Origin of the sequence: Enterovibrio baiacu, assembly GCF_004120195.1 — a bacterium.
GTDB classification, from domain to species: Bacteria; Pseudomonadota; Gammaproteobacteria; order Enterobacterales; family Vibrionaceae; genus Enterovibrio; species Enterovibrio baiacui.
Genome location: NZ_SCHN01000019.1, coordinates 29,241 through 52,412, shown reverse-complemented (window position 1 = coordinate 52,412; position 23,172 = coordinate 29,241). Strand labels below are relative to the sequence as shown.

Below are 23,172 nucleotides of genomic sequence, written 5' to 3'. Positions count from 1 at the left end.
GGCTTAGCATTTGTAGTTAATTTGGGTTCCCTCGCCCCCAATGACAAAAAGGTTCACAATGAGCACTTTTACGCCCGCGCAACAGCGCAAAGCCCTTTCATACTTGGTGGTTTTCCACCTCGTCATCATTGCATCTAGCAACTATTTGGTTCAGCTGCCCTTCACCATTTTTGGTTTCCACACGACGTGGGGCGCATTTACCTTTCCGTTTATTTTTCTGGCAACAGATCTAACGGTACGTATCTATGGTGCAGGCATGGCGCGTCGGATCATCTTCAGTGTCATGGTGCCGTCACTGCTGATTTCTTATGTGTTATCCGTGCTGTTCTATCAAGGACAGTATCAAGGTCTCGCACATCTGACGGAGTTTAATCTGTTTGTAGCCCGTATTGCCGCCGCAAGTTTCATGGCGTACATGCTGGGTCAAATCCTCGACATCCACGTGTTCAATCGTCTGCGTCAAACCAAACAATGGTGGGTAGCCCCTAGCTGCTCAACGCTGTTTGGTAATGCGATTGATACCTTGGCGTTCTTTGCGATTGCGTTTTACAACAGCCCTGATGCCTTTATGGCGGAAAACTGGAAGGAAATCGCACTGGTGGATTACGCATTCAAGCTGGTGATCAGTCTTGGATTGTTTGTGCCTATGTACGGTGTGCTGCTGAACTATGTGGTCAGTCGTATCACCAAGGTGGATACGAACGTTGCTATTGAGCAGCCGAGCTCAAGCCGCGTCTAACGCAAACACACAGTTTTGAGGGAAGAGGAGCCGGTCGAGAGATCGGCTTTTTTTATGCCACTTGAATCGAAATGATGGGCTTTGTTGCTCCGAAACAAATCGTGCAACGTCGGAATTACTATACTCGCTAAACGGTCTGCATAAGGATTTTTACCATGATTATTCGAGAAGGCACGCTAGAAGAAGCCGTAGATGTGCTCGGGAGAATTGAAGAGTTCGCGCGTGTTGAAACGTTAGCCTCACTGAAACGACGCATTGGCGACAAAGCATGCCTCGTGCTGGTGGCCGATGATGATGGCGAAGTGGTTGGCGTTAAAATTGGCTATCAACTGGATGACGATTGTTTCTATAGCTGGATCGGAGGCGTGACGAAGAAGGGGCGTCGTCGCGGCATTGCACAAGGCTTACTGCACGCGCAGGAGCGCTGGGTGGCGAGCCATGGCTACCAAACCATTCGTGTTAAATCTCGCAACTGCTATGCGGGCATGCTGTGCTTGCTGCTGAACAACCACTACCACATTGAGCATTTAGAAAAGAAAGATGAACTGGCGCAATATCGCCTTCATTTTGTGAAAAAGATCACATCTAGTTAAAGAGTGAAGAAAAACTGAACGAAATGGGTTGTCAGATGATAATGAGAATGGTTATTATTATCTCGTCCTAAGGCGAAACGCGATATCTTCGCTGAGGGGCACACGACATTGCTCACATTGCTTCCAGTATATGTATTTGCATTAGACTGCGCCTTTTCTAGCAGTTTACCCTGATGCAGGCGACGCCCCTTCCGGCGTCGCTTTTTTCTTTCTGGCTTCCCTACCTCGCAGTTTTCCCTCGTTATCCCAATTCCACCAATTTCGCGACCAACTTGTTAATGCCTGACGCCGCTTCACTGACACTGCCTGCCAACATATATGCAGGGGTGGAAAGAATACGTCGGCTTTGATCTAACACGAAGTCATCGACAGGGCATTTGATGTGCTCACCGCCCATGGCATTGAATGCTGCAGCTGTTTCGGGATCATTGCCGATAGTGCCTTTTGCACCAGGCCCATAGATCGCAGGGATCAGTATGGGAGCAATACAAAGGTAGCCTGCGGGTTTCTCAGCATCGGCAAATGCTTTACACACGACCAATACATCTTCTTGCACTGTCATTGCGGTGCCATTGATGGCGAAATCGCACAAGTTCTTCGCCACACCAAAACCGCCCGGCAGCAACAAGGCATCGAACTCTCGGGCATCCAGTGTAGAAAGAGGGCGAACGTCGCCGCGCGCGATGCGTGCAGATTCTTCCAACACATTTCGTGGTGCGCCGCTTTCTTCGCCAGTTTGATGATTGAGCACGTGGCGTTTTTCTATGTCTGGTGCGAAACAATGCCATGTTGCGCCGGCTTGCTCTATTGCGAGAAGTGATAGCACTGCTTCATGAATTTCTGTGCCATCAAAGACACCACACCCAGATAAAATCACGGCAATATTTTTCATTCTTAGCACCTCGCATCAGTGAAACGTCGAAAAGAGCAGCAACAGAATGATGCCTATCTAATCGTCAAAAGAAGTACAGATTATGAGCAAAGCGATGTGTATTTGAATGCAACGGGATCACATCCTTTCATTTCAGGTCGAAAATTTGGTTTTTCGTCGAATTGAGAGGAGAATAATTTCTTTTTCCACAGTCGATGATCTGATCACGATCCTGATCACGATCAAAGTGTTGATGTTAACTGTTTATAATATAAGGAATTAATTTCAGTATTTTCAAAATACACACAAGCGATCTAACACGTTAAAAATAAATACCAACAAACTTATCCACAGAACGGCATGTGTTGTATAACTCTGTGTAGGGTTTTAAATGATCGTCTTTTTCGGCCTACGGTGTGAACTTCCAACATTTATCTCAAGTCTGCCGACCACTTATGCCTCATCAACCTGAATGTGAGCATCTTCATGTTGGGAGGGTAAAAGCCATTTTCAGCTTACCTTTCTTCATAAAGCACGCCGAATCCTGCAACTTCTGGATGTTTGGGTAACTATCTCTCAATCGTGGGTTAACAGATTTCTCTAGTCATGGCATCCTTACCTATCCATCATTTTCCGGTTAGCTAAGACAGTTATGGCCATGAATCCTGAAAACCCGTTGATTTTGGTCGACGGCTCTTCCTACCTTTACCGCGCGTACCACGCTTCTCCTAATCTCACCAATGCAAAAGGTGAACCGACGGGGGCCGTGTATGGCGTCGTAAACATGCTACGCAGTTTGGTGAAGCAGTATCCAAAATCAAATGTGGCGGTGATTTTTGACGCCAAAGGAAAGACCTTTCGCGACGACATGTACAGTGAGTACAAAGCGAATCGTCCACCCATGCCGGATGATCTTCGCGGTCAGATCGCACCATTGCACGCGATCATTGAAGCCATGGGCTTCCCAATGATGGTGATCGAAGGCGTGGAAGCGGACGACGTGATCGGTACGCTCGCGACACAAGGTTCGGCGGCGGGTATGCCGATCTTGATCAGTACGGGCGATAAAGACATGGCGCAGCTGGTTGATGAAAATGTCACGCTGATCAACACCATGACCAATGTCATCATGGATCCGCAAGGTGTGCATGATAAGTACGGTTTTGGCCCTGAACACATTATCGATTACCTTGCACTGATGGGCGATAAAGTCGATAACATTCCAGGCGTTCCTGGTGTGGGTGAGAAAACAGCGACAGCGCTGATCGCAGGCATTGGTGGCTTAAGTAAGCTGTATGACAACCTCGACCAAATCGCAGGTTTGGGCTTCCGTGGCTCGAAAACCATGGCGAAGAAGCTCGAGGATAACCGAGAAAATGCTTACCTGTCTTATGAGCTTGCCACCATCAAGCTGGATTGCGAATTGCCTGCTCGTCCAGAAGAATTGATCAATGGCGAAGCGGATAACGAGAAGCTGGTAGCGCTATTTACAGAATTGAACTTCAAGCGTTGGCTTGCCGAAGCGCAAAGCGGCAATGCAGGGATTGATTCTGTTGCAGCTGGCGCGTCTTCTTCTGCATCCGTGGGCGCGTCATCGGCTTCTGCCGCGAAAGACGCTGAATTCTCTGCCGCTACCATTGATCGCAGCCAATATGACACGGTATTGACCGAAGAAGCATTCCACGCATGGATGGAAAAACTGCGCGCGGCAGACGTGGTGGCGTTCGACACCGAAACAGACAGCCTAGATTACATGGAAGCCAATCTGGTCGGTTTATCTTTTGCCATCGCACCGGGTGAAGCGGCGTATGTTCCTGTTGCGCACGATTACCTTGATGCGCCTAAGCAATTAGATCGTGATTGGGTCATTGCTGAAATGAAGGGCTGGCTGGAAGATGCGGGCGCATTGAAGGTGGGTCAAAACCTGAAATATGACGCCAGTGTGTTGGCACGTTACGACATCAACATGAAGGGTATCGCGTTCGATACCATGTTGGAGTCGTACGTCTATAACAGTGTGGCTGGCCGTCATGATATGGACAGCCTTGCCACGCGTTACCTGCAGCATAAATGCATCAGTTTTGAAGACATCGCAGGTAAAGGTAAAAAGCAGCTAACCTTCAATCAAATTGAACTTGAGCAAGCTGCGCCTTACGCGGCGGAAGATGCAGATGTGACGTTACGATTGCATCTTGCGCTGATGGGACACATCAACAATGATGACAAGCTCAAAGCCATTTTCGAGCAATACGAAATGCCATTGGTGCCTGTGCTTTCGCGCATTGAACGCCACGGTGTGTTGATCGATAGCGATATGCTGGGTAAACAATCGCAAGAAATTGCGGCGCGTTTGGATGTCCTAGAGAAAGAGACGTTTGAATTGGCTGGTGAAGAGTTCAATCTTAGCTCGCCAAAACAGCTTCAAGTGATTCTGTTTGAAAAAATGGGGCTGCCGGTGATCAAGAAGACACCATCAGGTACGCCTTCGACCAATGAAGAAGTCTTGCAAGAGTTAGCGTTGGACTACCCACTGCCAAAACGCATTTTGGAATACCGTGGACTTGCGAAGCTAAAATCCACCTACACCGACAAACTGCCAAAGATGGTGAACCCAACGACCAAGCGTGTTCACACGTCTTATCATCAAGCCGTCACCGCAACAGGACGTTTGTCTTCTACCGATCCAAACTTGCAGAACATTCCAATTCGTAATGAAGAAGGTCGTCGTATTCGCCAAGCCTTCATTGCGCCGGCGGATAAAACCATTCTGGCCGTCGATTACTCTCAAATTGAACTGCGTATCATGGCGCACTTGTCGGGTGATGAAGCATTGATCGATGCGTTCCGCCACGGCAAAGACATTCACAGTGCTACCGCTGCGGAAGTCATGGGCATAGATATCTCGGATGTGACGTCTGAAATGCGCCGACGTGCGAAGGCGATTAACTTTGGTTTGATCTACGGCATGAGTGCATTTGGTCTGGCGAAGCAGTTGGGGATCCCGCGTGGTGAAGCGCAGCAGTACATGGAACGTTATTTTGAACGTTACCCTGGTGTGAAGCAGTACATGGAAGCCACGCGTTTGCAGGCGGCGGAACAAGGGTATGTTGAAACCATCTTTGGGCGTCGACTGCATCTGCCTGAGATTAAATCGAGCAATGGTATGCGTCGTAAGGCGGCAGAACGTGCCGCGATTAACGCGCCTATGCAGGGCACGGCAGCAGATATCATCAAACGTGCGATGATTTTTGTCGATGGCTGGATCCAACAGCAACCAGAAGGACGCGTGTCCCTTATCATGCAAGTGCACGATGAATTGGTGTTGGAAGTCGATACCGAACACCTGTCTGAGGTAGAAGCGACGGTTTGCAGGCTCATGGAGTCAGCAGCAATGCTAGAAGTGCCTTTGATTGCTGAATCAGGTAGCGGTATTAACTGGGACCAAGCCCACTAAAACCAAGCTCCTCAGCGGTTTTCTATCAGCTGCCACTTAAAGTTTAAAGCGAAAAAAGTCCACGCAAGTGGGCTTTTTTTTCGACCTAATGAAACAAGATGAATACATATCATGTTCTTTTTTATAATTTTATGAAAAAAAATTACGTAAAGGGTTTTCTTAATCGAACATTTGGTATACAGTTATTCGCGTAGGGTACAGAGGTAAGATGTTCTATCTTTCAGACCTTTTGTTTCACGTTATTGGATTTAGCTGATTCAGCAGCCCCGGTCGATGTATGTCGACCGGGGCATTTTTTATGTGGAAAACCCAACGTCATTCCCGTCTCTTTAATCCCCATAAAACTGTTATTTAATAATGGTTTAACCGTTTTTCTCGGTGTGTAAACCTGTTTGTGCAAACTAAATTAGAGTAAATACTTTAATTTGTCAGTGTTGACGCTATAATGACCACTGCTTCTTATTCTTAATGTGTAGAGACTCACTGCGGTAGTGTTTAAGACAGTGCATCTCCACGTTGATTCTGGCCGATCTGACTCTCAGTTCGGCCATTTTTTTATCTCGCTTTCTGTAATTCAATTCCAGTAATTCTGTAGCCAAAAAACATGTTCGAATCATGATAATTCTTATAAAAAAATAAGAATATTTTGGATAGCTAAAAACATGATGAATCATGAGGTTAAAAAGCCGGGTAAATTAGCTGCCTGTTAAGTAAGGCAAAAAAACGTGAGATGTGGGTGACGTGGACTTGCGAGGATGAGAATCATTGCTGACACTGAATCTATAACGAATAAAAAAACCTCCTATTTCTCTCCCGTTACCCCACCCATGAGGTGGGGGTTTTATTTGGGACGTGCTTATTCCGCAGAATCAACGTCTGCTGGTGCTGCGCCAGCATTGTCTTCGACATCAGTCTCAACATCGCTTTCTTGATACGGAAAATACCAGCCATCAAGCTTCTTGCGCAGTTTATCCACACCGATGCCTTTGAGGGATGAGTAGAGCTCGACTTCCACATCGCCGCCAAAATCTTTTGACGCTTCACGCACTTTCATCAGTTCTGCTTTGCGCGCACCGCTTTTCAGCTTGTCACACTTAGTGAGCAGGGCAAGAACGGGAAGATTTGAATCTACCGCCCAGAAAATCAGTTGCTGATCGAGCTCTTTAAGCGGGTGACGGATGTCCATTAGCACCACCAAGCCCTTGAGCTGATCACGTTTTTGCAAATATTCCCCAAGGGATTTTTGCCATTTTTTCTTCATTTCCAGAGGGACTTGTGCAAAGCCATACCCCGGTAAGTCAACGATGTGGCATCCCTCATCCACTTTGAAAAGGTTAATTAATTGTGTGCGACCTGGTGTCTTACTCACCTTTACCAGACCCTTATGATCACATAGTCTGTTAATAGAGCTTGATTTACCTGCGTTCGATCTGCCTGCAAAGGCAACCTCGGTCCCGGTATCAGCAGGCAGGGCACGAATGTCCGGTGCACTGGTAATAAAGTGGGTATTGCGATAGTTGAGTGAAGGATTCACTGTTAACTCCGTCTCGACTTTATGTAGTCGACTGATTACTTTTATGTGAAATTGTGTAAAATATCCGTGCTCGGTTTTTGCTCAATGATTGTATCATGATGGCGTGAGCATCGTGGTATCGGAAGCTTGATAATTATAAATGGAATGTCATGAAGAAATTAGCGCTATTACTCACCTTACTTGCGAGTTTTACCGCCTATGCACAGGGTGATGCAGAAGCAGGTAAAGCAAAATCAGCCACTTGCGCAGCTTGTCACGGCGCTGATGGTAACAGCCTCATCGCTGCAAACCCAGTTTTGGCAGGCCAGCACGAAAAATATCTTTTGAAACAACTTAAAGATTTTAAGTTGGGAATGACCTCTGGTGGCGCTCAAGGCCGAAATAATGCTGTCATGGCTGGCATGGTTGCCCCTCTCTCAGAAGAAGATATGTCAGATCTCGCCGCATACTTCGCGATTCAAACCCCGAAAGCGGGTAGCACACCTGAATCATCAATCCCTGTTGGTGAGCAACTCTATCTCGCTGGTGATAAAGAGCGAGGGATCGCAGCGTGTATTGCATGTCATGGCCCTCGCGGTAACGGCACTGCGTTGTCAGGATTCCCGAAAATTTCTGGTCAGCATGCTGATTACATCAAATCTCAGTTGATGGCATTCCGTGATAAGCAGCGAAACAATGACATGAACGGCATGATGCAAATCGTTGCCTCTAAACTGTCAGATAAAGAGATTGAAGCGATTTCTCTTTATGTGGGTGGCTTGCACTAATCACCATTCCCATGCCGTAAATGGGCATTGAAGGTGACGTTATCGAAAAGGCAGCGAAAGCTGCCTTTTGTCTTTCTGGGCATTTTTCCCGCCAACGTGTAAGCGATCGACCATCCTGAGATGCGTCATACGCGCGAAAAAATGACAGACTTTATTTTTTTGTTCTACATTTCAGTTAGATATTTCATTTCTCTGAAAATGGCTAGTGCGTTTTGTGAAACATGACCTGTTTTGTTTTCGAGAGACTCGTAAACTTATCTATGTCGACAGGGAACACGACACGGAATGGACCATCAGGACGATGACGCAGGGTGCGTAACGGACAAACGGATGCTGGCTCTGGATGAGCCTTAGAAAGAACAGGACGTTTTGTTGTCAGGATGACAAGCGGTGTAAAGGAATAACGCCGATAGGACACTCTCTGGAAGAGAGAAGGACACCCGCCAGGATGGTGGAGACAACAGGATGTTGACGAGTAAAACTCAAATAAAAACGGCAGGAAGCCCTATCACAAAAGGAACATTGTTCACCGGGAAGTGGTGTTACTGTTAGGGATGAAAACGGTAAAATCCGTTCTTTAGAACGCTATAGAGCGACAGGCCTTGCCTGTCGCTTTTTTCTTATCCATCTTTCTGATACATTTCCGCCATTCACTTTGGTGTAGAAATCTCCAATGACCCTTTATTGCCCGCTTTGTCAGTCGACCCATGTCGTCGATTTTGAGCAGGATAAACGTCGCCGATATTTTCGTTGTGAGCCTTGTTCACTGGTTTTCGCCGATCCTGCTAGCCGACTTTCACCGGAAGAAGAGAAAGCGCATTACGACCTGCATGAAAACTCGGCAGAGGATGAAGGCTATCGCCAATTTCTGAGTCGCGTTGCCACGCCACTGAGCGAAAAACTCGGTATAGCGTCTAAGCAAGGCTTAGACTTTGGTTGTGGACCAGGCCCCGTGTTAGCGAGCATGTTGGCAGACAAAGGACACACAATGTCGATTTACGATCCGTATTTTTCGCCTGACACAACAGTGTTGGAAGCACAATACGATTTCGTTACCTGTACCGAAGCGATTGAACACTTTTACTTGCCTCACAAGGAATGGAGACAGTTACTGAGTCTGGTTAAGCCTGGAGGCTGGTTAGCTATCATGACCAAGCTCGTTATTGATGCTGATGCGTTTAAACGCTGGCATTACAAGAACGACCCAACCCACGTGAGTTTTTTTAGTCGCGAAACGTTCTGCTTTTTGGCAGATCGTGATGGTCTTGACGTGGACTTTGTTGGTAACGACGTAATTCTACTGAGGAAGAGAAACGAATGACCCGCAAGAAAAAAGCACGCAAAGTCGGCTCAGAAGGCCCCGCTCAATTTAACGAGCGCTCGCTGAGCAAAGAAGACGTTGCGTCATTGGCACGCAAACGCGCAAACCGTCGTAAAGGTTTGAAAGCAGGCTCTCGCCATTCAGACGGTAAAGTCGAAAAGCAACGCCAAATCAATGCCGCGAAAGATCCTCGCATTGGTAGCAAAAAGCCGATCGCATTGGTTGTTGAGCAGAAGCCACATCCAAAATCAGCGGAAGGTAAAAAAGTGCGTCGCCTTGATGCTGCAAAAGAATTGGAGATGCTGGAAAACGATGCACAACTTAATGTGTTGTTAGACCGTATTGAAAATGGCGAGAAGCTTGGTGCAGGTCTTCAGTCTTATGTTGATGAGAAACTGGATCGCATTGAAGCATTGATGGGACAGCTTGGCTTGCTTGAAGAAGAGCAAGAAGAAGCGCCAGTTGAACAGCCAAAAGCTAAGAAGTCGCGCCGTGGTGACGATGATTTGTTGGCTGAGTTTGAAAACCTAAAATTCGATCAGGAGTAAGTGTTGGAGACTCTTCCTTTAGGTGTTATGGCGCTTGGCGGCGTCATTATTCTTGGGTTAGCAAGTTATGCAGGTTGGTTGTTGTCGAAACTTCGTCGACAAACCCGCTTTCAGGCTGCGCAGCAAAAAGCCGCGATCACCCAACGAAATAACAAGATCATCGAAAGCGTTGATGTGATAGCGATGGCAACATTGCAAGAGCAATGTGATTTGTCAGAAGCGGCGATCCGTTTGTTTATGATCATGGATCACCTACAGGGAGAAAAGCGTGTGGATTACCCGACGCGCTTTCCTGCACTTTACGAACTGTATGACGTGGTCAAGGACATGCCACGTGGTGACGCCAGAAAGGCCATCCCGAAGAAAGAAAGGATGCGTCATGATTTAGAACGCATGAAAGCGGAGACCCGCCTTCAAGACGCGATCAAAATCGAACTTGAAGAAATCCTCGCGTTTACGGGTGCAAAGATGACGCCGATTCGGACGCTAGCGAGCTGATCGCTTCGATCTATCCAGCAAAAATACCGTTGCACAGCGAGATTGATTCATCTGACACCGGAGAGTGTGGCAAAATAATACTCTCCGGTTGTTCATATTGGGCGAAATATACATGTCAAAACAGCAAATCATTTGGGATCAGAGTCTGATCGAAAAATACAACTACTCAGGCCCTCGATATACCTCCTATCCAACCGCGCTGGAATTCCATGAAGTGTTTACCGCTGCGGAATTTGACATGGCATGTACCCAGTACCCTGAGAGAAACCTGTCTCTCTACGTTCACATTCCTTTCTGTCATACGCTTTGTTACTACTGCGGCTGCAATAAAGTCATTACACGCCATCAGCACAAAGCCGATGCGTATTTAGATGCGTTAGAGCAAGAGATTCGTCAACGCGCTTATCTGCTTCGCGATCGCAACGTGACACAACTGCATTGGGGTGGTGGCACGCCAACCTTTTTGACCAAAGAGCAAATCTCACGATTGATGGGGCTGCTTCGCCAAGAGTTCCAACTGAATGACAATGCCGAGATCAGTATTGAAGTCGATCCACGCGAAATTGAGTTGGATATGCTCGATCACTTGCGCAGTGAAGGCTTTAACCGTTTAAGTATCGGCGTTCAAGATTTTGACAAAACCGTACAGAAAGCGGTGAACCGTGAGCAGGATGAAACCTTCATTCGTGACATGGTTGCCCGTGCGAAAACCTTGGGTTTTCGCTCAACCAACCTTGATTTGATTTATGGCCTTCCGCATCAAAACGGTGAGACATTTGCGAAAACGCTGTCGCAAGTGCTTGAGATGAAGCCGGGACGTTTATCTGTTTTCAACTATGCGCACCTGCCATCCTTGTTTGCGGCACAGCGTAAAATCAAAGATGCGGATTTGCCGTCGCCACAAGCGCGTTTGTCCATGCTGGAGCAAACCATTGGCACATTGACGAGTGAAGGATACCAGTTTATCGGTATGGATCATTTCGCGTTGCCAGAGGACGAGCTAGCGGTCGCTCAGCGAGAAGGCAACCTTCATCGCAACTTCCAAGGCTACACCACCCAAGGTGACTGTGATCTGCTTGGTTTGGGTGTCTCGGCGATTTCCATGATTGGTGATTGTTACGCTCAGAACCAAAAAGAGCTGAAGAAGTATTACGGCCAAGTGGAAGAACAGCGCCACGCGTTATGGAAGGGCGTGATGCTAGATGGCGACGATTTGCTGCGCCGTGAAGTCATCAAGTCGTTGATTTGTAATTTTTATCTCGATAAATCCGCGATTGAAAGCACGTATAACGTCGAATTCGACACCTACTTTGCCGAAGACTTATCGCTGCTTCAGTGCTTCGTTGATGATGAACTGGTGGAGGTGGATGCGAAAAGCATCAAGGTGACGCTGAAAGGCCGTTTACTGATCCGCAATATCTGTATGTGTTTTGACACTTACCTTCGCGATCGTGCACGTCAGCAGCAGTTCTCTCGCGTGATTTAATGCGCTTGAGTGATTGAACGCGATCGCGACGCACATCAGCGACATTGACAAAGAACAAAAACAAAAAAAAGCCGCTCTCGCGGCTTTTTTCGATCTGGCGTTTGCGCTTACGCGCCGCTGCCAAGGCTGAATACAGCCAGTACCACAGCAAGGGCTGCCGCTGCCAGTTGACCTGGACCCGCAGCTGCCATTTCATTCAGTGTAAATAGTGCGTCGAACATGAACGTTTCATCCGGCGTGTTAAAAAATCGGCGGCATTGTACGTCAGCTGCGCTCAAAAAAACACCAGCAATTTGCTGGTGTTTTTCGTCATGCTCAGTGCTGATTCGGTTACCATTCAGCGTACTGCTGCCAATGTGTTGTTTTAACGAGGTTTACGCGCGCGCTTGTGCTTTTGCGCGGAGTTCCGCTTTTTCACTGTCTGACAAGTAGGCGATCGCTAGGCCATTTTCTTGCAGCTGTGTGATTTGCGCTTGGCTCAAGCCTGCTTGTGGTGCAGCAACGTCATATTCGTGTGGCAGCTCAATACCCGAAACAGCGGGGTCATCGGTATTGAGAGATGCCAAGATGCCATGTTCAAGGAAGGCTTTCACTGGGTGCGTCGCGAAGCTCTCGACAGTGCTGGTTTGCACATTTGACGTTAAGGCGGATTCGATACCAATGCCGTGTTTGGCAAGGTAATCCATCAAGCGTGGGTCTTGGATGGCTTTTACGCCATGACCAATGCGGCTGGCACCCAGCTCGTTAATGGCCTGCCACATGCTTTCAGCGCCAGCGGCTTCGCCCGCATGCACGGTGACATTGAGGCCTGTTTTACGCACTTTGGCAAAATGCTCGTTAAATTGCTCGCCCGGCTGGCCAAGTTCATCACCGGCCAAATCAACGGCGACAAGGTGCTGTTTGAGTGCGAGCAAGGCATCCAATTCTTGCATGCATGCATCGACACCAAAGGTGCGGCTCATGATGCCAATCAGGTTGGTTTTCACGCCGAAATCTTGGCTGCCAGCTTTCACACCATCTATCACGGCTTCAACCACGCCTTGCACGGGCAGGTTATGCTTCATTGCCATGTAGTAGGGTGAAAAGCGTAATTCTGCGTAATCAATGCGGGCGTTCAATGCGTCTTCGACGTTCTCGTAAGCGACACGGCGCACCGCATCCAGATCGCCAAGCACTGCGACTCCCCAATCCAATTTGGACAGGAAACCGACCAAATCAGGTTCGTTGGACATCACTTGTACGTGTGGACGAAGCGCTTCGATGGTCGTCGCAGGGAGCGCCATTCCGAACTTCTGACCCAGTTCCAAAATGGTATTAATACGAATATTGCCATCAAGGTGACGGTGAAGGTCCGTCAGTGGAAGGTGGGTTGCGATCATAGCCAAATATCCTTAAATCAACTTTTGAGAAGTATAAGGACTAAAAATAGGCGCGTCAGTAGATTGGTGAAGACAAACCGTTCGATTCAGCGGTTTTGTTGTTGGTGTTTACCAATATTGTTGATTTGTTGCGCAGTGACGAGGTGCTCGGCTGAAGCTAAAGCTAAAGCTAAAGCTAAAGCTAAAGCTAAAGCTAAAGCTAAAGCTAAAGCTAAAGCTAAAGCGTAAGGGCGATCGTCGCCCTTACGCGAATGGGGTTAGGAAATGTGAAGTTCTTTGAGTTTGCGTGTCAGCGTATTGCGTCCCCAACCGAGCAACTTTGCGGCTTCTTGTTTATGACCGCGCGTGTGGCTGAGAGCCTCGCGCAACAAAATCCGCTCGAACTCAGGCAAGGCTTCTCTGAGCAGGTTGTCATCACCATTCCCCAACGAATGCTTTGCCCATTGTGAGAGCGCACTTTGCCAACCGCTACCTTCGCCTTCTTCGACGGTATCGTTCGGTTGCAGCAATTCTGGTGGAAGGTCTTCGGGCAAAATTTCTTTGCCACTGCCCATCACGGTGAGCCAACGACAGGTGTTCTCAAGCTGACGAACGTTACCTGGCCACGCGAGGCCAGAAATTAATTCGAGCGTGCTGGCATGCAGCGATTTGACCTCGATATCGAGCTCATCGGACGCGCGCTTGAGGAAATGTTTGGCGAGCTGGCCAATGTCTTGGCGACGCTCTCGCAGCGGCGGAAGATGAACGCGAATCACATTGAGGCGATGGAATAAATCTTCACGGAAGCTGCCTTCTGCCACCAGTTTTTCGAGGTTCTGGTGCGTGGCCGCGATAATTCGCACATCCACGTTGATCGCTGAATGCCCGCCGACTCGGTAAAACTGCCCATCGGCTAACACGCGCAGCAAACGGGTTTGAATATCCAGCGGCATGTCGCCGATTTCATCCAAAAACAGCGTGCCACCATTGGCTTGTTCAAAGCGGCCTTGGCGAATGCTGTTTGCCCCGGTAAACGCGCCTTTTTCATGACCAAACAATTCAGATTCAATCAAATCTTTCGGAATCGCCGCCATGTTCAAGGCGATAAAGGCGTTCTTTGCGCGTGGGCTGTGGCGGTGCAGTGCGTGGGCAACCAATTCTTTACCCGTGCCAGATTCACCATTGATTAGCACAGAGATAGAGGAGCGAGATAAACGGCCAATGGCGCGAAACACTTCCTGCATCGAGGGGGCTTCACCAATGATTTCAGGCACAGTTTCTTGCGCTTCACGCGGGGAGCGTTGACGTTTTTGCTCTTGGCTGTGGGAAACCGCACGTTCGACTAAGGCAACGGCTTCGTCAATGTCGAATGGCTTCGGTAAATATTCGAATGCCCCTTTTTTATAGGCGCTTACAGCCGCATCGAGATCGGAGTGCGCGGTCATGATGATGACGGGCAGTGTCGGGTATTCTTCCTGAAGACGATTGAGCAGGGTGAAACCGTCGGTTCCCGGCATACGGATGTCTGAGACCAACACATCGGGCACTTCTCGGTTCAAGCCTTCTAACACGCTGTCTGCATCTGCGAACGTCTCACAGGCCATGCCTGCCGCATTTAGCGTACGTTCTAATACCCAGCGAATTGAGCTGTCGTCATCAACGACCCAAATTAATCCTTTGCTCATGAGCTCCCCTTAGCGACGAATTGGTAACAAAATGGTGAAGGTGGTGTGCCCCGGCCAGCTGCTGACATGAATATTGCCCTTATGCTGATCAATGAGGTTCCGCGTAATAGAAAGACCTAGCCCAGTGCCGCCAGCGCGCCCTGATACCATTGGGTAAAAGAGTGTGTCTTGAAGATCGGGGGCGATACCCGGGCCGTTATCCGAAATATCAATGCGGGCGGCAAGACGGTGGCGCTGCCCGTTAATAACGACTTGATGTTCGGTACGCGTTCTAAGTGTGATTTCACCTTCGTAGGTGTTTTGTGCGTGCAGTTCTTGCAGTATCTGTGCGGCATTACTGACCACGTTCAGTATTGCCTGTTCCATCTGATCGGGGTCCATCTCCAAATCGGGCAAGCTCGGGTCATAATCTCTGACAATGGAAATATCGCCAGATTCGAGCTCAACCAATTGGCGCACTTTCTCCAAGATGACGTGAATGTTTTCGTGTTGGCGATGCCCGGGCTTTTGTGGCCCAAGCAAGCGATCGACCAAATTTCGTAACCGGTCTGCTTGTTCGATAATGATGCGGGTGTATTCGTGCAGGCTTGGGTCTGGCAGCATTTTCTCGAGCAATTGCGCCGCGCCGCGTAAGCCCCCAAGTGGGTTTTTAATTTCATGGGCGAGCCCGCGCACCAGTTCTCTTGCAGCTTGCTGCTGGGCTTGCTGGGAGAGCTCTTTGCTGATGCGCCGTTGATGCCCAATCGCTTTGATCTCAAGCAGCATGGACGGGCTACGCTCCCACATCAATGGGCTGGCACTGAATTCGACTTTACGCTGGTGGCCATCGATAACGAGTGTGACATCGCTGTCTGTAAGGCTTTGCCCGTTTTCGAGTGTCTCTTTGACCTGCACGAGATCAATGGAGCTGTGTTGCAGTAACTCTGTCAGAGGGTGATCCCGCAGGCGGCGTGCACTTTGGCAGAACAATTGCTCTGCCGCAGGGTTGGCATAGGCCACGACAAGATCGTTGTCGAGCACCAGCACTGCCGTGATCAGGTTGTCCATTACTGTTTCGGTCAGAGTAGCCACATCACCTTCCTAATTTGAATGCACCACATTGGTGCATTCTAGTTTACGCGATAGTGCGTTGTAGTGCAGCGTTCGATATCAATTAATGGCATATCGATAACTCTGTGTTGTTGCACCCCTATCGTGGTGTCGGTTTTGGTGCTTTGGGCTTTGTTGCTCGATGCAAAAACACAGTCACTGATTGGGTTGCTGCAATTACCTTGCCATTTTGTAGCAATTGCACATTTACGTTGTGGGTGCCTCGGTCTACGTTGTTGAGTTGCCAACTGTTCGCAGTTTGAGGGGCGCGTTTATTCCCGTCCATAACAAGACGTAATGTTTGGTTTTTCCCTAAGGGTAAATCGGTTTCGACATGAATGCTGATGTTGCCTTCGTTGCTTCGAATCGTGGCTTCATGGGAAGGCGACACGAGGCGCACCGCGGTTGCCATGGCGGGGGCTTCTGGCGCTGGCGGAGCAGGAGGCGCATCGGGTGTGGGTATCTTTGTCTTGGTGGTTTGTTTTTCGAGAGTGACGACATCAACCTGTATGTCGAGCTCGAGGCTGACGTCGGGTGGTGCATCGCTAAAGTGCATGACGCCGTTTTCATCAACCCATCGGTAGTACTCGTCGGACGCGATGGACATTGAGGTTGCACCAAAATAGAGCAGTAGGCTTGAGAGCAGGAAAACACGGAACGAGCGCATCGTTTAACATCCTGAAGGATAAAGTTTTATTTTGCGCCTGATCTTTTTTACGACAATAGAAAAAGGGCTCGCTTGTGAGCGAGCCCTTTGATTTGGTATGAAACCGAGAGTATTACACTGAGTAGTACAGTTCGAATTCCAGTGGGTGCGTGGTCATGTTGATTTTCTCAACGTCCTGAGATTTCAGTGCGATGTAAGAATCGATGAAGTCATCAGAGAATACGCCACCTGCAGTCAAGAACTCGCGATCTTCGTCAAGTGCTTTCAGCGCCACTTCTAGTGACTCAGCAACTTTTGGAATCTCTGCTGCTTCTTCCGCTGGCAGGTCATACAAATCTTTGTCCATTGCATCGCCAGGGTGGATCTTGTTCTTAATACCGTCAAGACCAGCCATCAGCAGTGATGCAAACGCCAAGTATGGGTTTGCTGCTGGATCTGGGAAGCGTGCTTCGATACGACGTGCTTTCGGGCTTGGTACCACAGGGATTCGGATAGAAGCAGAACGGTTACGTGCAGAGTATGCAAGCATAACTGGTGCTTCAAAGCCTGGTACAAGACGCTTGTACGAGTTTGTTGATGGGTTAGCAAAGGCGTTGATTGCACGTGCGTGCTTGATGATACCGCCAATGTAGTAAAGCGCCATTTCAGATAGGCCGCCGTACTTGTCACCCGCAAACAGGTTCTGACCGTCTTTTGCCAGTGATTGGTGAACGTGCATACCAGAACCGTTATCGCCCACAAGTGGCTTAGGCATGAAGGTCGCTGTTTTACCGAAAGCGTGTGCTACGTTGTGAACAACGTACTTGTAGATTTGGATCTCATCCGCTTTTGACGTCAGGGTGTTGAAACGCGTTGCGATTTCGTTCTGACCTGCAGTTGCTACTTCGTGGTGGTGCGCTTCAACAACCAGACCCATCTCTTCCATTACCAGACACATTGCTGAACGGATGTCTTGTGATGAATCAACTGGCGCTACTGGGAAGTAACCACCTTTAACGCCTGGACGGTGACCTTTGTTACCGCCTTCGAAAGAAGCACCGCTGTTCCAGCTCGCTTCTACGTCATCAATTTTGTAGAAAGAACCTGACATGTCAGTGGCGAACTTCACGTCATCAAACAAGAAGAACTCTGGCTCTGGACCAACGAGTACTGTGTCTGCAATGCCGGTCGCACGCATGTAATCTTCAGCACGCTTTGAGATTGAGCGTGGGTCGCGGTCGTAGCCTTGCATTGTTGCTGGCTCAAGAATGTCACAACGCACGTTTAGTGTGCTGTCTTCAGTGAACGGGTCAAGTACAGCAGTAGATGCGTCAGGCATCATTACCATGTCTGATTCGTTAATGCCTTTCCAGCCTGCGACTGAAGAACCATCAAACATTTTGCCGTCTTCAAAGAAGTCTGCATCAACCTGATGGGCTGGGATTGAGATGTGCTGCTCTTTACCTTTGGTATCGGTAAAACGCAGATCAACAAATTTCACTTCGTGCTCTTGGATTAAGGCAAGTACGTTTTCTACTGACATGTGAATAAACCTCCGGTGTCAATTTTCTCTAAATTGCTAAGCAGCTTGTTTCGCTCAGACAAAAAATGAATCTGTATGCTACTAAGCGAAAAGCGTGCCAAGTTTTAAAACCCTGTTACTGCCTGATTTTGGGTCATCTTGTCCACAAAATGGGGTCAGTAATGTTCACTTTTGGTGCGCGTCCGCACTGTTTTGGTGCATCTGAAAAGAATGCGTGTCCAATCCTTTCATTCAGCAGCGGTTGCTTCATGTTGTCAATCAATGTTGAAGGTGAGAAACACGAGGGATGTTGTACCTGTGATCTCGATCGGAAAGCCAATGCATGAAGCTATCTAGCACAGAGATGACCCGCTAGGGGCGCAAAGACGGGGGATATGGCTATATTAAGAGGGCTGAAAGTGTGTCATCACTAAGGCGAGGTGAATATAAATTGATCCTAGGTCACATTGTTGGAGTGTTTTGAGTAAGAATCTGTTAAATTACGGTCGTTTTTTTAATCAAGTGGCGATGAATGCCGCTAGCAATGCAGCTAGCAGGCCTTTTGCGACACATCTTTTTTGAGTGAAAGAGAACCCATGTCTACGTTACAGATAGATAAATTGAGAAATATCGCGATTATCGCGCACGTTGACCACGGCAAAACTACCTTGGTTGATAAACTGCTTCAGCAGTCTGGCACCTTGGAAACCCGTGGTGAGCACGAAGAGCGTGTCATGGACTCGAACGACATCGAGAAAGAGCGTGGTATTACCATCCTGGCGAAAAACACCGCCATTAACTGGAATGATTACCGCATCAACATCGTTGATACCCCAGGACACGCCGATTTCGGTGGTGAAGTTGAGCGTATCATGTCAATGGTTGATTCTGTTCTTCTGATCGTTGACGCTGTTGATGGCCCAATGCCACAAACGCGTTTCGTAACGCAAAAAGCGTTCGCTCACGGTCTGAAGCCAATCGTTGTTATCAACAAGATTGACCGTCCAGGTGCACGTCCTGATTGGGTTATGGACCAAGTGTTCGACCTATTCGACAACCTAGGTGCAACTGACGAACAGCTAGATTTCCAAGTGGTTTACGCATCAGCGCTAAACGGCTGGGCAACACTGGTAGAAGGCGAGACTGGCGAGAACATGGAACCATTGTTCCAAGCGGTTGTTGATAACGTTTCTGCACCACAAGTTGATGCAAGCGGTTCTCTGCAGATGCAAATCTCTCAGCTTGATTACAGCTCTTACGTAGGTGTAATCGGTGTGGGTCGTGTAACTCGCGGTTCAGTACGTCCTAACCAACAAGTAACCGTTATCGGTGCTGATGGTAAAACACGCAACGGTAAAGTCGGCACAGTTCTGGGTTACCTTGGCCTTGAGCGTCACGACGTTGAAGAAGCTAACGCGGGTGACATCGTTGCAATCACAGGTCTTGGTGAGCTGAAAATCTCTGACACCATCTGTGATGTGAATGCGGTTGAAGCACTGCCAGCGCTGTCTGTTGACGAACCAACAGTGACCATGACGTTCCAAGTAAATACCTCTCCTTTCGCAGGTAAAGAAGGTAAGTACGTTACCTCTCGTAACATTCTTGAGCGTCTGCAAAAAGAATTGGTTCACAACGTTGCATTGCGCGTTGAAGAAACCGGTGACCCGGATCGTTTCCGCGTATCAGGCCGTGGTGAGCTTCACCTGTCTATCCTGATCGAAAACATGCGTCGTGAAGGCTTCGAGCTAGCGGTATCACGTCCAGAAGTTATCATCAAAGAAGAAGACGGCCAGAAAATGGAACCGTTTGAAACTGTGACGATCGACGTACTGGAAGAAAACCAAGGCGGCGTAATGGAGAAAATTGGTCTTCGTAAAGGCGAATTGACTGACATGTCTCCAGACGGTAAAGGCCGTGTACGCATGGACTTCATCATGCCTTCACGTGGTCTGATCGGCTTCCAAACTGAATTCCTGACGTTGACTTCAGGTTCTGGTCTGATTTACCACACGTTTGATCACTACGGTCCAATGAAACCTGGCGTTATCGGTCAGCGTAACAACGGCGTACTGATTTCGAACGCAACAGGTAAAGCACTGACTTATGCACTGTTCAACCTGCAAGAGCGTGGTCGTCTGTTTACTGAGCACGCTGACGAAGTTTACGAAGGTCAAGTTATCGGTATTCATAACCGTTCTAACGACCTGACAGTTAACTGTCTGAAAGGTAAGCAGCTGACGAACGTACGTGCATCTGGTACTGATGATGCGCAGGTATTGAGCCCAGCAATCAAGTACACCCTAGAGCAAGCGCTAGAGTTCATCGATGACGATGAATTGGTAGAAGTAACGCCAGAAAGCATCCGTATCCGTAAGAAACTTCTTACTGAGAACGATCGCAAACGCGCAAGCCGCGGCAGCAAATAATTCTTTGCTCGCCAGATACCTCACTGCTTGGTGAGGTATCATAAAAAAAGCCTCCATCGTTGGAGGCTTTTTTGTATCTCATGTTTTCATTTCAGCGCATTCTCAATGCTATTCGGCGTAAGAAGCTGTGTTGGTGCTGGATAATTTACTTGGCGAATCGGTTGTATAGGAACAACAAGATCAGTGCGCCAACGGTTGCCATGACAATGCTACCTAGGCTTAGGCCGCCCGCAGTACCAATGCCAAGTAGTGAGCTAACCCAGCCACCGACAACCGCACCCGCGATACCCAGTAGCGTGGTCATGATGAAACCACCACCGTCTTTCCCAGGCATAATCCACTTTGCCAAGATACCAGCAAGTAGCCCAAGAATGATCCAAGAAATAATACCCATGTGTTCTCCTCCGAGTTGAGAGACGGTGAATATCCATCAGCGTTGACCTTTTGTTCAGGCTGCATGGTGTATTCATACCGTTGAATACAGGCAAGAAGTTGCCTGCACACACGATAAGGGAAAACGGTTTTACAGGGTGTTTCACTTATTAGAAACAGCGAATCCTTAATTAGTTTTTCAGGGTAGCAAGGAAGCGCTCAGACTCATTAATGGCTGCCTGCATGTCTTTGATTGCAAGATTGATATCATCTTCCAGCCCCGCAAACTCTCCCTTAAGCGCGCCGATGGCCGCAGCATTCAGGTTGTGTTTGAGGTACAAGCTGTTGTCTCGCAATGTATCAAGTACGGGCTCCATTTTGCCTTCAGCTTTTCGCATAGCCGCGAGCATTTGGGTGTAGCTACGCTCCGTATTTTTCAACTTGCGCTCGCTCTCGCGACGCAAATTCGCGCTTGAATACAACGATAATTCTTCCTGCCATTCGTCAAATAATGCATCTGACACATCTTCTACCGCATCGATGCGTTCTTTTACGTTTTCAACTGTGGCTTCGCTCTCTTCGTACTGGTCATTGATGGTGTTATACATGGCTTCTAATTCACCACCATCAAAATTGGTCAGCGCGGTGAGTGCTTCAAGCGCACTCGTGAATTGCTCACTGGCTTCTTGTTGCGCTTCTGAAGCCGCTTCGACGCGGTCAGCCATAATGTCTCGCTTGTGAACGCCAACCTTTTCCATGGTTGCGTAGTACGCAGACTGACAGCCTGACAAAGCGAAAATAAGAAATAGGGTGGTGAGTAGACGCACGGTAAACTCCTTTACGCATTCGTGTATGATTAGGTTTCTTAACAAAGGTTATCTTAATAACAAACTATGGTTGAAGCTGTGGAACGACTCAAGCATTCATTGCCCAAGGTGGGGCAGACGTTATTCGCTTTCGCAAGACACTTGGTGTCGCGAGTAAGTCACGATCGACTGACGGTAAATGCCGGCTATATGGCTTACGTCACTTTGTTATCTCTTGTGCCGTTGATCACTGTGGTACTTTCAGCACTTTCGATATTCCCAACCTTCGCGGGTGCGGGCGATGAAATCAAATCTTTTGTCCTGCATAACTTCGTGCCTGCTTCGGGTGAAGCGCTTGAAAAATACCTTGATGAGTTTGTATCGAATGCTGGGCGAATGACCGCAGTGGGTGTTGCCTTCCTGTTTGTTGTGGCTTTGATGCTGATTTCAGCGATCGACAAAATCTTGAATTACATTTGGCGGGTTCAACATAAACGCGCGCCGGTTATTTCATTTTCTATTTATTGGATGGTGCTGACGCTCGGCCCTGTGCTGGTGGGCAGTAGCCTCGGTGTGAGTTCTTACCTCGGTTCACTGAACCTGCTTAATGTGGAAGGCAGCGAGCAATGGATCCCGTCGCTGCTTCGAACCCTGCCCTTTGTGTTGACGACCATTGCCTTCTTTGGCCTTTACACCTTGGTGCCGAACCGCCCTGTGGTGCTTTGGCATGCGCTGACAGGCGCAGTTTCCGCAAGTTTGTTGTTTGAGTTTAGTAAGAAGGGGTTCGCCATCTATGTGTCGAAATTCCCGTCTTATGAACTGATTTACGGTGCATTGGCGGTGGTGCCCTTGTTGTTTGTTTGGGTTTACCTCAGCTGGTGCATTGTATTGCTCGGCGCAGAAGTGACCGCCTCACTGGGTGAGAAAAACATGTGGTATGTGGAACGTAAGTCGACCAGCGAGCAACTTACTGATAATTAAAATGATAAGAGAGGAACTGGTATGATTGCGCTGATCCAGCGAGTAAGTGAAGCACGCGTCGTGGTTGACGGCGAGGTTGTGGGGGCGATTGATCATGGCCTACTGGTGCTGCTGGGCGTTGAAAAAGGGGATGACGACAAGAAAGCGCATCGCCTACACGAGAAAGTTCTGGGTTATCGCATTTTCGGTGATGACGAAGGAAAAATGAATTTGAACGTGCAACAAGCAGGTGGTCAGGTGTTGGTGGTGTCGCAATTTACGCTCGCCGCTGATACAAAAAAAGGGATGCGTCCTAGTTTTAATGGAGCGCCACCGGCGGAAGCAGACAGGCTGTACCAATTGTTTTCGCAGTACTGCCGTGACAGCGGTGTTCACACTGAAAACGGTGTATTTGCGGCTGACATGAAAGTCAGCCTGACCAATGATGGGCCAGTTACTTTCTGGCTTCAGGCTTAGAGATCCACTTCAGGTTCGCA

General features: G+C 48.4%; 21 protein-coding genes. 12 read left to right on the top strand and 9 right to left on the bottom strand.

The window, feature by feature from the left end:
* Positions 1 to 58: 58 nt before the first annotated feature.
* Entirely contained in the window at positions 59 to 739 is a 681-nt protein-coding gene (locus EQP46_RS19400; protein WP_129495210.1) for a 7-cyano-7-deazaguanine/7-aminomethyl-7-deazaguanine transporter, read from the top strand.
* 155 nt (positions 740 to 894) lie between these two features.
* Entirely contained in the window at positions 895 to 1,332 is a 438-nt protein-coding gene (locus EQP46_RS19395) for a GNAT family N-acetyltransferase (RefSeq protein WP_129495209.1), read from the top strand.
* 241 nt (positions 1,333 to 1,573) lie between these two features.
* On the opposite strand, the gene elbB is transcribed toward EQP46_RS19395, so the two are convergent.
* Positions 1,574 to 2,224 carry an isoprenoid biosynthesis glyoxalase ElbB gene (elbB, locus tag EQP46_RS19390; protein WP_129495208.1) on the bottom strand — a complete coding sequence of 217 codons (651 nt, stop codon included), beginning with the start codon at positions 2,222 to 2,224 and terminating at the stop codon, positions 1,574 to 1,576.
* 631 nt (positions 2,225 to 2,855) lie between these two features.
* Here elbB and polA point away from each other — a divergent pair.
* Both polA and spfP read left to right on the top strand, forming a co-directional pair.
* Entirely contained in the window at positions 2,856 to 5,657 is a 2,802-nt protein-coding gene (gene polA / locus EQP46_RS19385) for a DNA polymerase I (RefSeq protein ID WP_129495207.1), read from the top strand.
* Positions 5,658 to 5,865: 208 nt separating this feature from the next.
* The gene (gene spfP / locus EQP46_RS24670; protein WP_438356882.1) at positions 5,866 to 5,913 is read left to right on the top strand and encodes a small protein SpfP; all 48 of its coding nucleotides are present in this window, start codon (positions 5,866 to 5,868) and stop codon (positions 5,911 to 5,913) included.
* Between the two features lie 600 nt (positions 5,914 to 6,513).
* Here the strand turns inward: spfP and yihA are convergent.
* Positions 6,514 to 7,191: a ribosome biogenesis GTP-binding protein YihA/YsxC gene (gene yihA, locus EQP46_RS19380; protein WP_129495206.1), complete on the bottom strand. Its 678-nt coding sequence runs from the start codon at positions 7,189 to 7,191 to the stop codon at positions 6,514 to 6,516.
* Positions 7,192 to 7,340: 149 nt separating this feature from the next.
* Between yihA and EQP46_RS19375 the strand changes: the two genes are divergently transcribed.
* From EQP46_RS19375 to hemN, 5 genes are all read left to right on the top strand, one after another.
* Positions 7,341 to 7,958 (top strand): c-type cytochrome, encoded by a 618-nt coding sequence (locus EQP46_RS19375; protein ID WP_129495205.1) that lies wholly within the window; start codon positions 7,341 to 7,343, stop codon positions 7,956 to 7,958.
* A gap of 673 nt (positions 7,959 to 8,631) precedes the next feature.
* Complete coding sequence (locus EQP46_RS19370) at positions 8,632 to 9,279, top strand: class I SAM-dependent methyltransferase (protein WP_129495204.1); 648 nt, start codon at positions 8,632 to 8,634, stop codon at positions 9,277 to 9,279.
* Positions 9,276 to 9,827, top strand: a complete 552-nt coding sequence (gene yihI, locus EQP46_RS19365; RefSeq protein WP_129495203.1) for a Der GTPase-activating protein YihI — start codon at positions 9,276 to 9,278, stop codon at positions 9,825 to 9,827. The genes EQP46_RS19370 and yihI overlap by 4 nt, the downstream gene beginning before the upstream one ends.
* The gene (locus EQP46_RS19360) at positions 9,828 to 10,325 is read left to right on the top strand and encodes a DUF2489 domain-containing protein (protein WP_129495202.1); all 498 of its coding nucleotides are present in this window, start codon (positions 9,828 to 9,830) and stop codon (positions 10,323 to 10,325) included.
* A gap of 112 nt (positions 10,326 to 10,437) precedes the next feature.
* The gene (gene hemN / locus EQP46_RS19355; RefSeq protein WP_129495201.1) at positions 10,438 to 11,811 is read left to right on the top strand and encodes an oxygen-independent coproporphyrinogen III oxidase; all 1,374 of its coding nucleotides are present in this window, start codon (positions 10,438 to 10,440) and stop codon (positions 11,809 to 11,811) included.
* Between the two features lie 374 nt (positions 11,812 to 12,185).
* On the opposite strand, the gene add is transcribed toward hemN, so the two are convergent.
* The 5 genes from add to glnA all read right to left on the bottom strand — a co-directional run bounded on the left by add (position 12,186) and on the right by glnA (position 18,132).
* Positions 12,186 to 13,190 (bottom strand): adenosine deaminase, encoded by a 1,005-nt coding sequence (gene add / locus EQP46_RS19350; RefSeq protein ID WP_129495200.1) that lies wholly within the window; start codon positions 13,188 to 13,190, stop codon positions 12,186 to 12,188.
* A 257-nt stretch (positions 13,191 to 13,447) separates the two neighbouring features.
* Complete coding sequence (gene glnG, locus EQP46_RS19345; RefSeq protein WP_129495199.1) at positions 13,448 to 14,854, bottom strand: nitrogen regulation protein NR(I); 1,407 nt, start codon at positions 14,852 to 14,854, stop codon at positions 13,448 to 13,450.
* 9 nt (positions 14,855 to 14,863) lie between these two features.
* The gene (gene glnL / locus EQP46_RS19340; RefSeq protein WP_129495250.1) at positions 14,864 to 15,901 is read right to left on the bottom strand and encodes a nitrogen regulation protein NR(II); all 1,038 of its coding nucleotides are present in this window, start codon (positions 15,899 to 15,901) and stop codon (positions 14,864 to 14,866) included.
* Positions 15,902 to 16,043: 142 nt separating this feature from the next.
* Positions 16,044 to 16,610, bottom strand: coding sequence for a DUF4124 domain-containing protein (locus EQP46_RS19335; RefSeq protein WP_129495198.1), 567 nt, complete (start codon positions 16,608 to 16,610; stop codon positions 16,044 to 16,046).
* A gap of 112 nt (positions 16,611 to 16,722) precedes the next feature.
* Positions 16,723 to 18,132: a glutamate--ammonia ligase gene (gene glnA, locus EQP46_RS19330; RefSeq protein ID WP_129495197.1), complete on the bottom strand. Its 1,410-nt coding sequence runs from the start codon at positions 18,130 to 18,132 to the stop codon at positions 16,723 to 16,725.
* A 575-nt stretch (positions 18,133 to 18,707) separates the two neighbouring features.
* Between glnA and typA the strand changes: the two genes are divergently transcribed.
* Positions 18,708 to 20,537, top strand: coding sequence for a translational GTPase TypA (typA, locus tag EQP46_RS19325; protein ID WP_129495196.1), 1,830 nt, complete (start codon positions 18,708 to 18,710; stop codon positions 20,535 to 20,537).
* A 145-nt stretch (positions 20,538 to 20,682) separates the two neighbouring features.
* Here typA and EQP46_RS19320 read toward each other — a convergent pair whose 3' ends face one another.
* On the bottom strand, positions 20,683 to 20,931 hold the full coding sequence (locus tag EQP46_RS19320) for a GlsB/YeaQ/YmgE family stress response membrane protein (RefSeq protein WP_028024289.1): 249 nt from the start codon (positions 20,929 to 20,931) through the stop codon (positions 20,683 to 20,685).
* A 169-nt stretch (positions 20,932 to 21,100) separates the two neighbouring features.
* Complete coding sequence (locus tag EQP46_RS19315; protein WP_129495195.1) at positions 21,101 to 21,736, bottom strand: DUF2959 domain-containing protein; 636 nt, start codon at positions 21,734 to 21,736, stop codon at positions 21,101 to 21,103.
* Positions 21,737 to 21,802: 66 nt separating this feature from the next.
* On the opposite strand from EQP46_RS19315, the gene EQP46_RS19310 reads away from it, so the two are divergent.
* Both EQP46_RS19310 and dtd read left to right on the top strand, forming a co-directional pair.
* The gene (locus tag EQP46_RS19310; RefSeq protein ID WP_129495194.1) at positions 21,803 to 22,696 is read left to right on the top strand and encodes a virulence factor BrkB family protein; all 894 of its coding nucleotides are present in this window, start codon (positions 21,803 to 21,805) and stop codon (positions 22,694 to 22,696) included.
* Between the two features lie 21 nt (positions 22,697 to 22,717).
* Complete coding sequence (gene dtd, locus EQP46_RS19305; protein ID WP_017013268.1) at positions 22,718 to 23,152, top strand: D-aminoacyl-tRNA deacylase; 435 nt, start codon at positions 22,718 to 22,720, stop codon at positions 23,150 to 23,152.
* Positions 23,153 to 23,172: the final 20 nt, after the last annotated feature.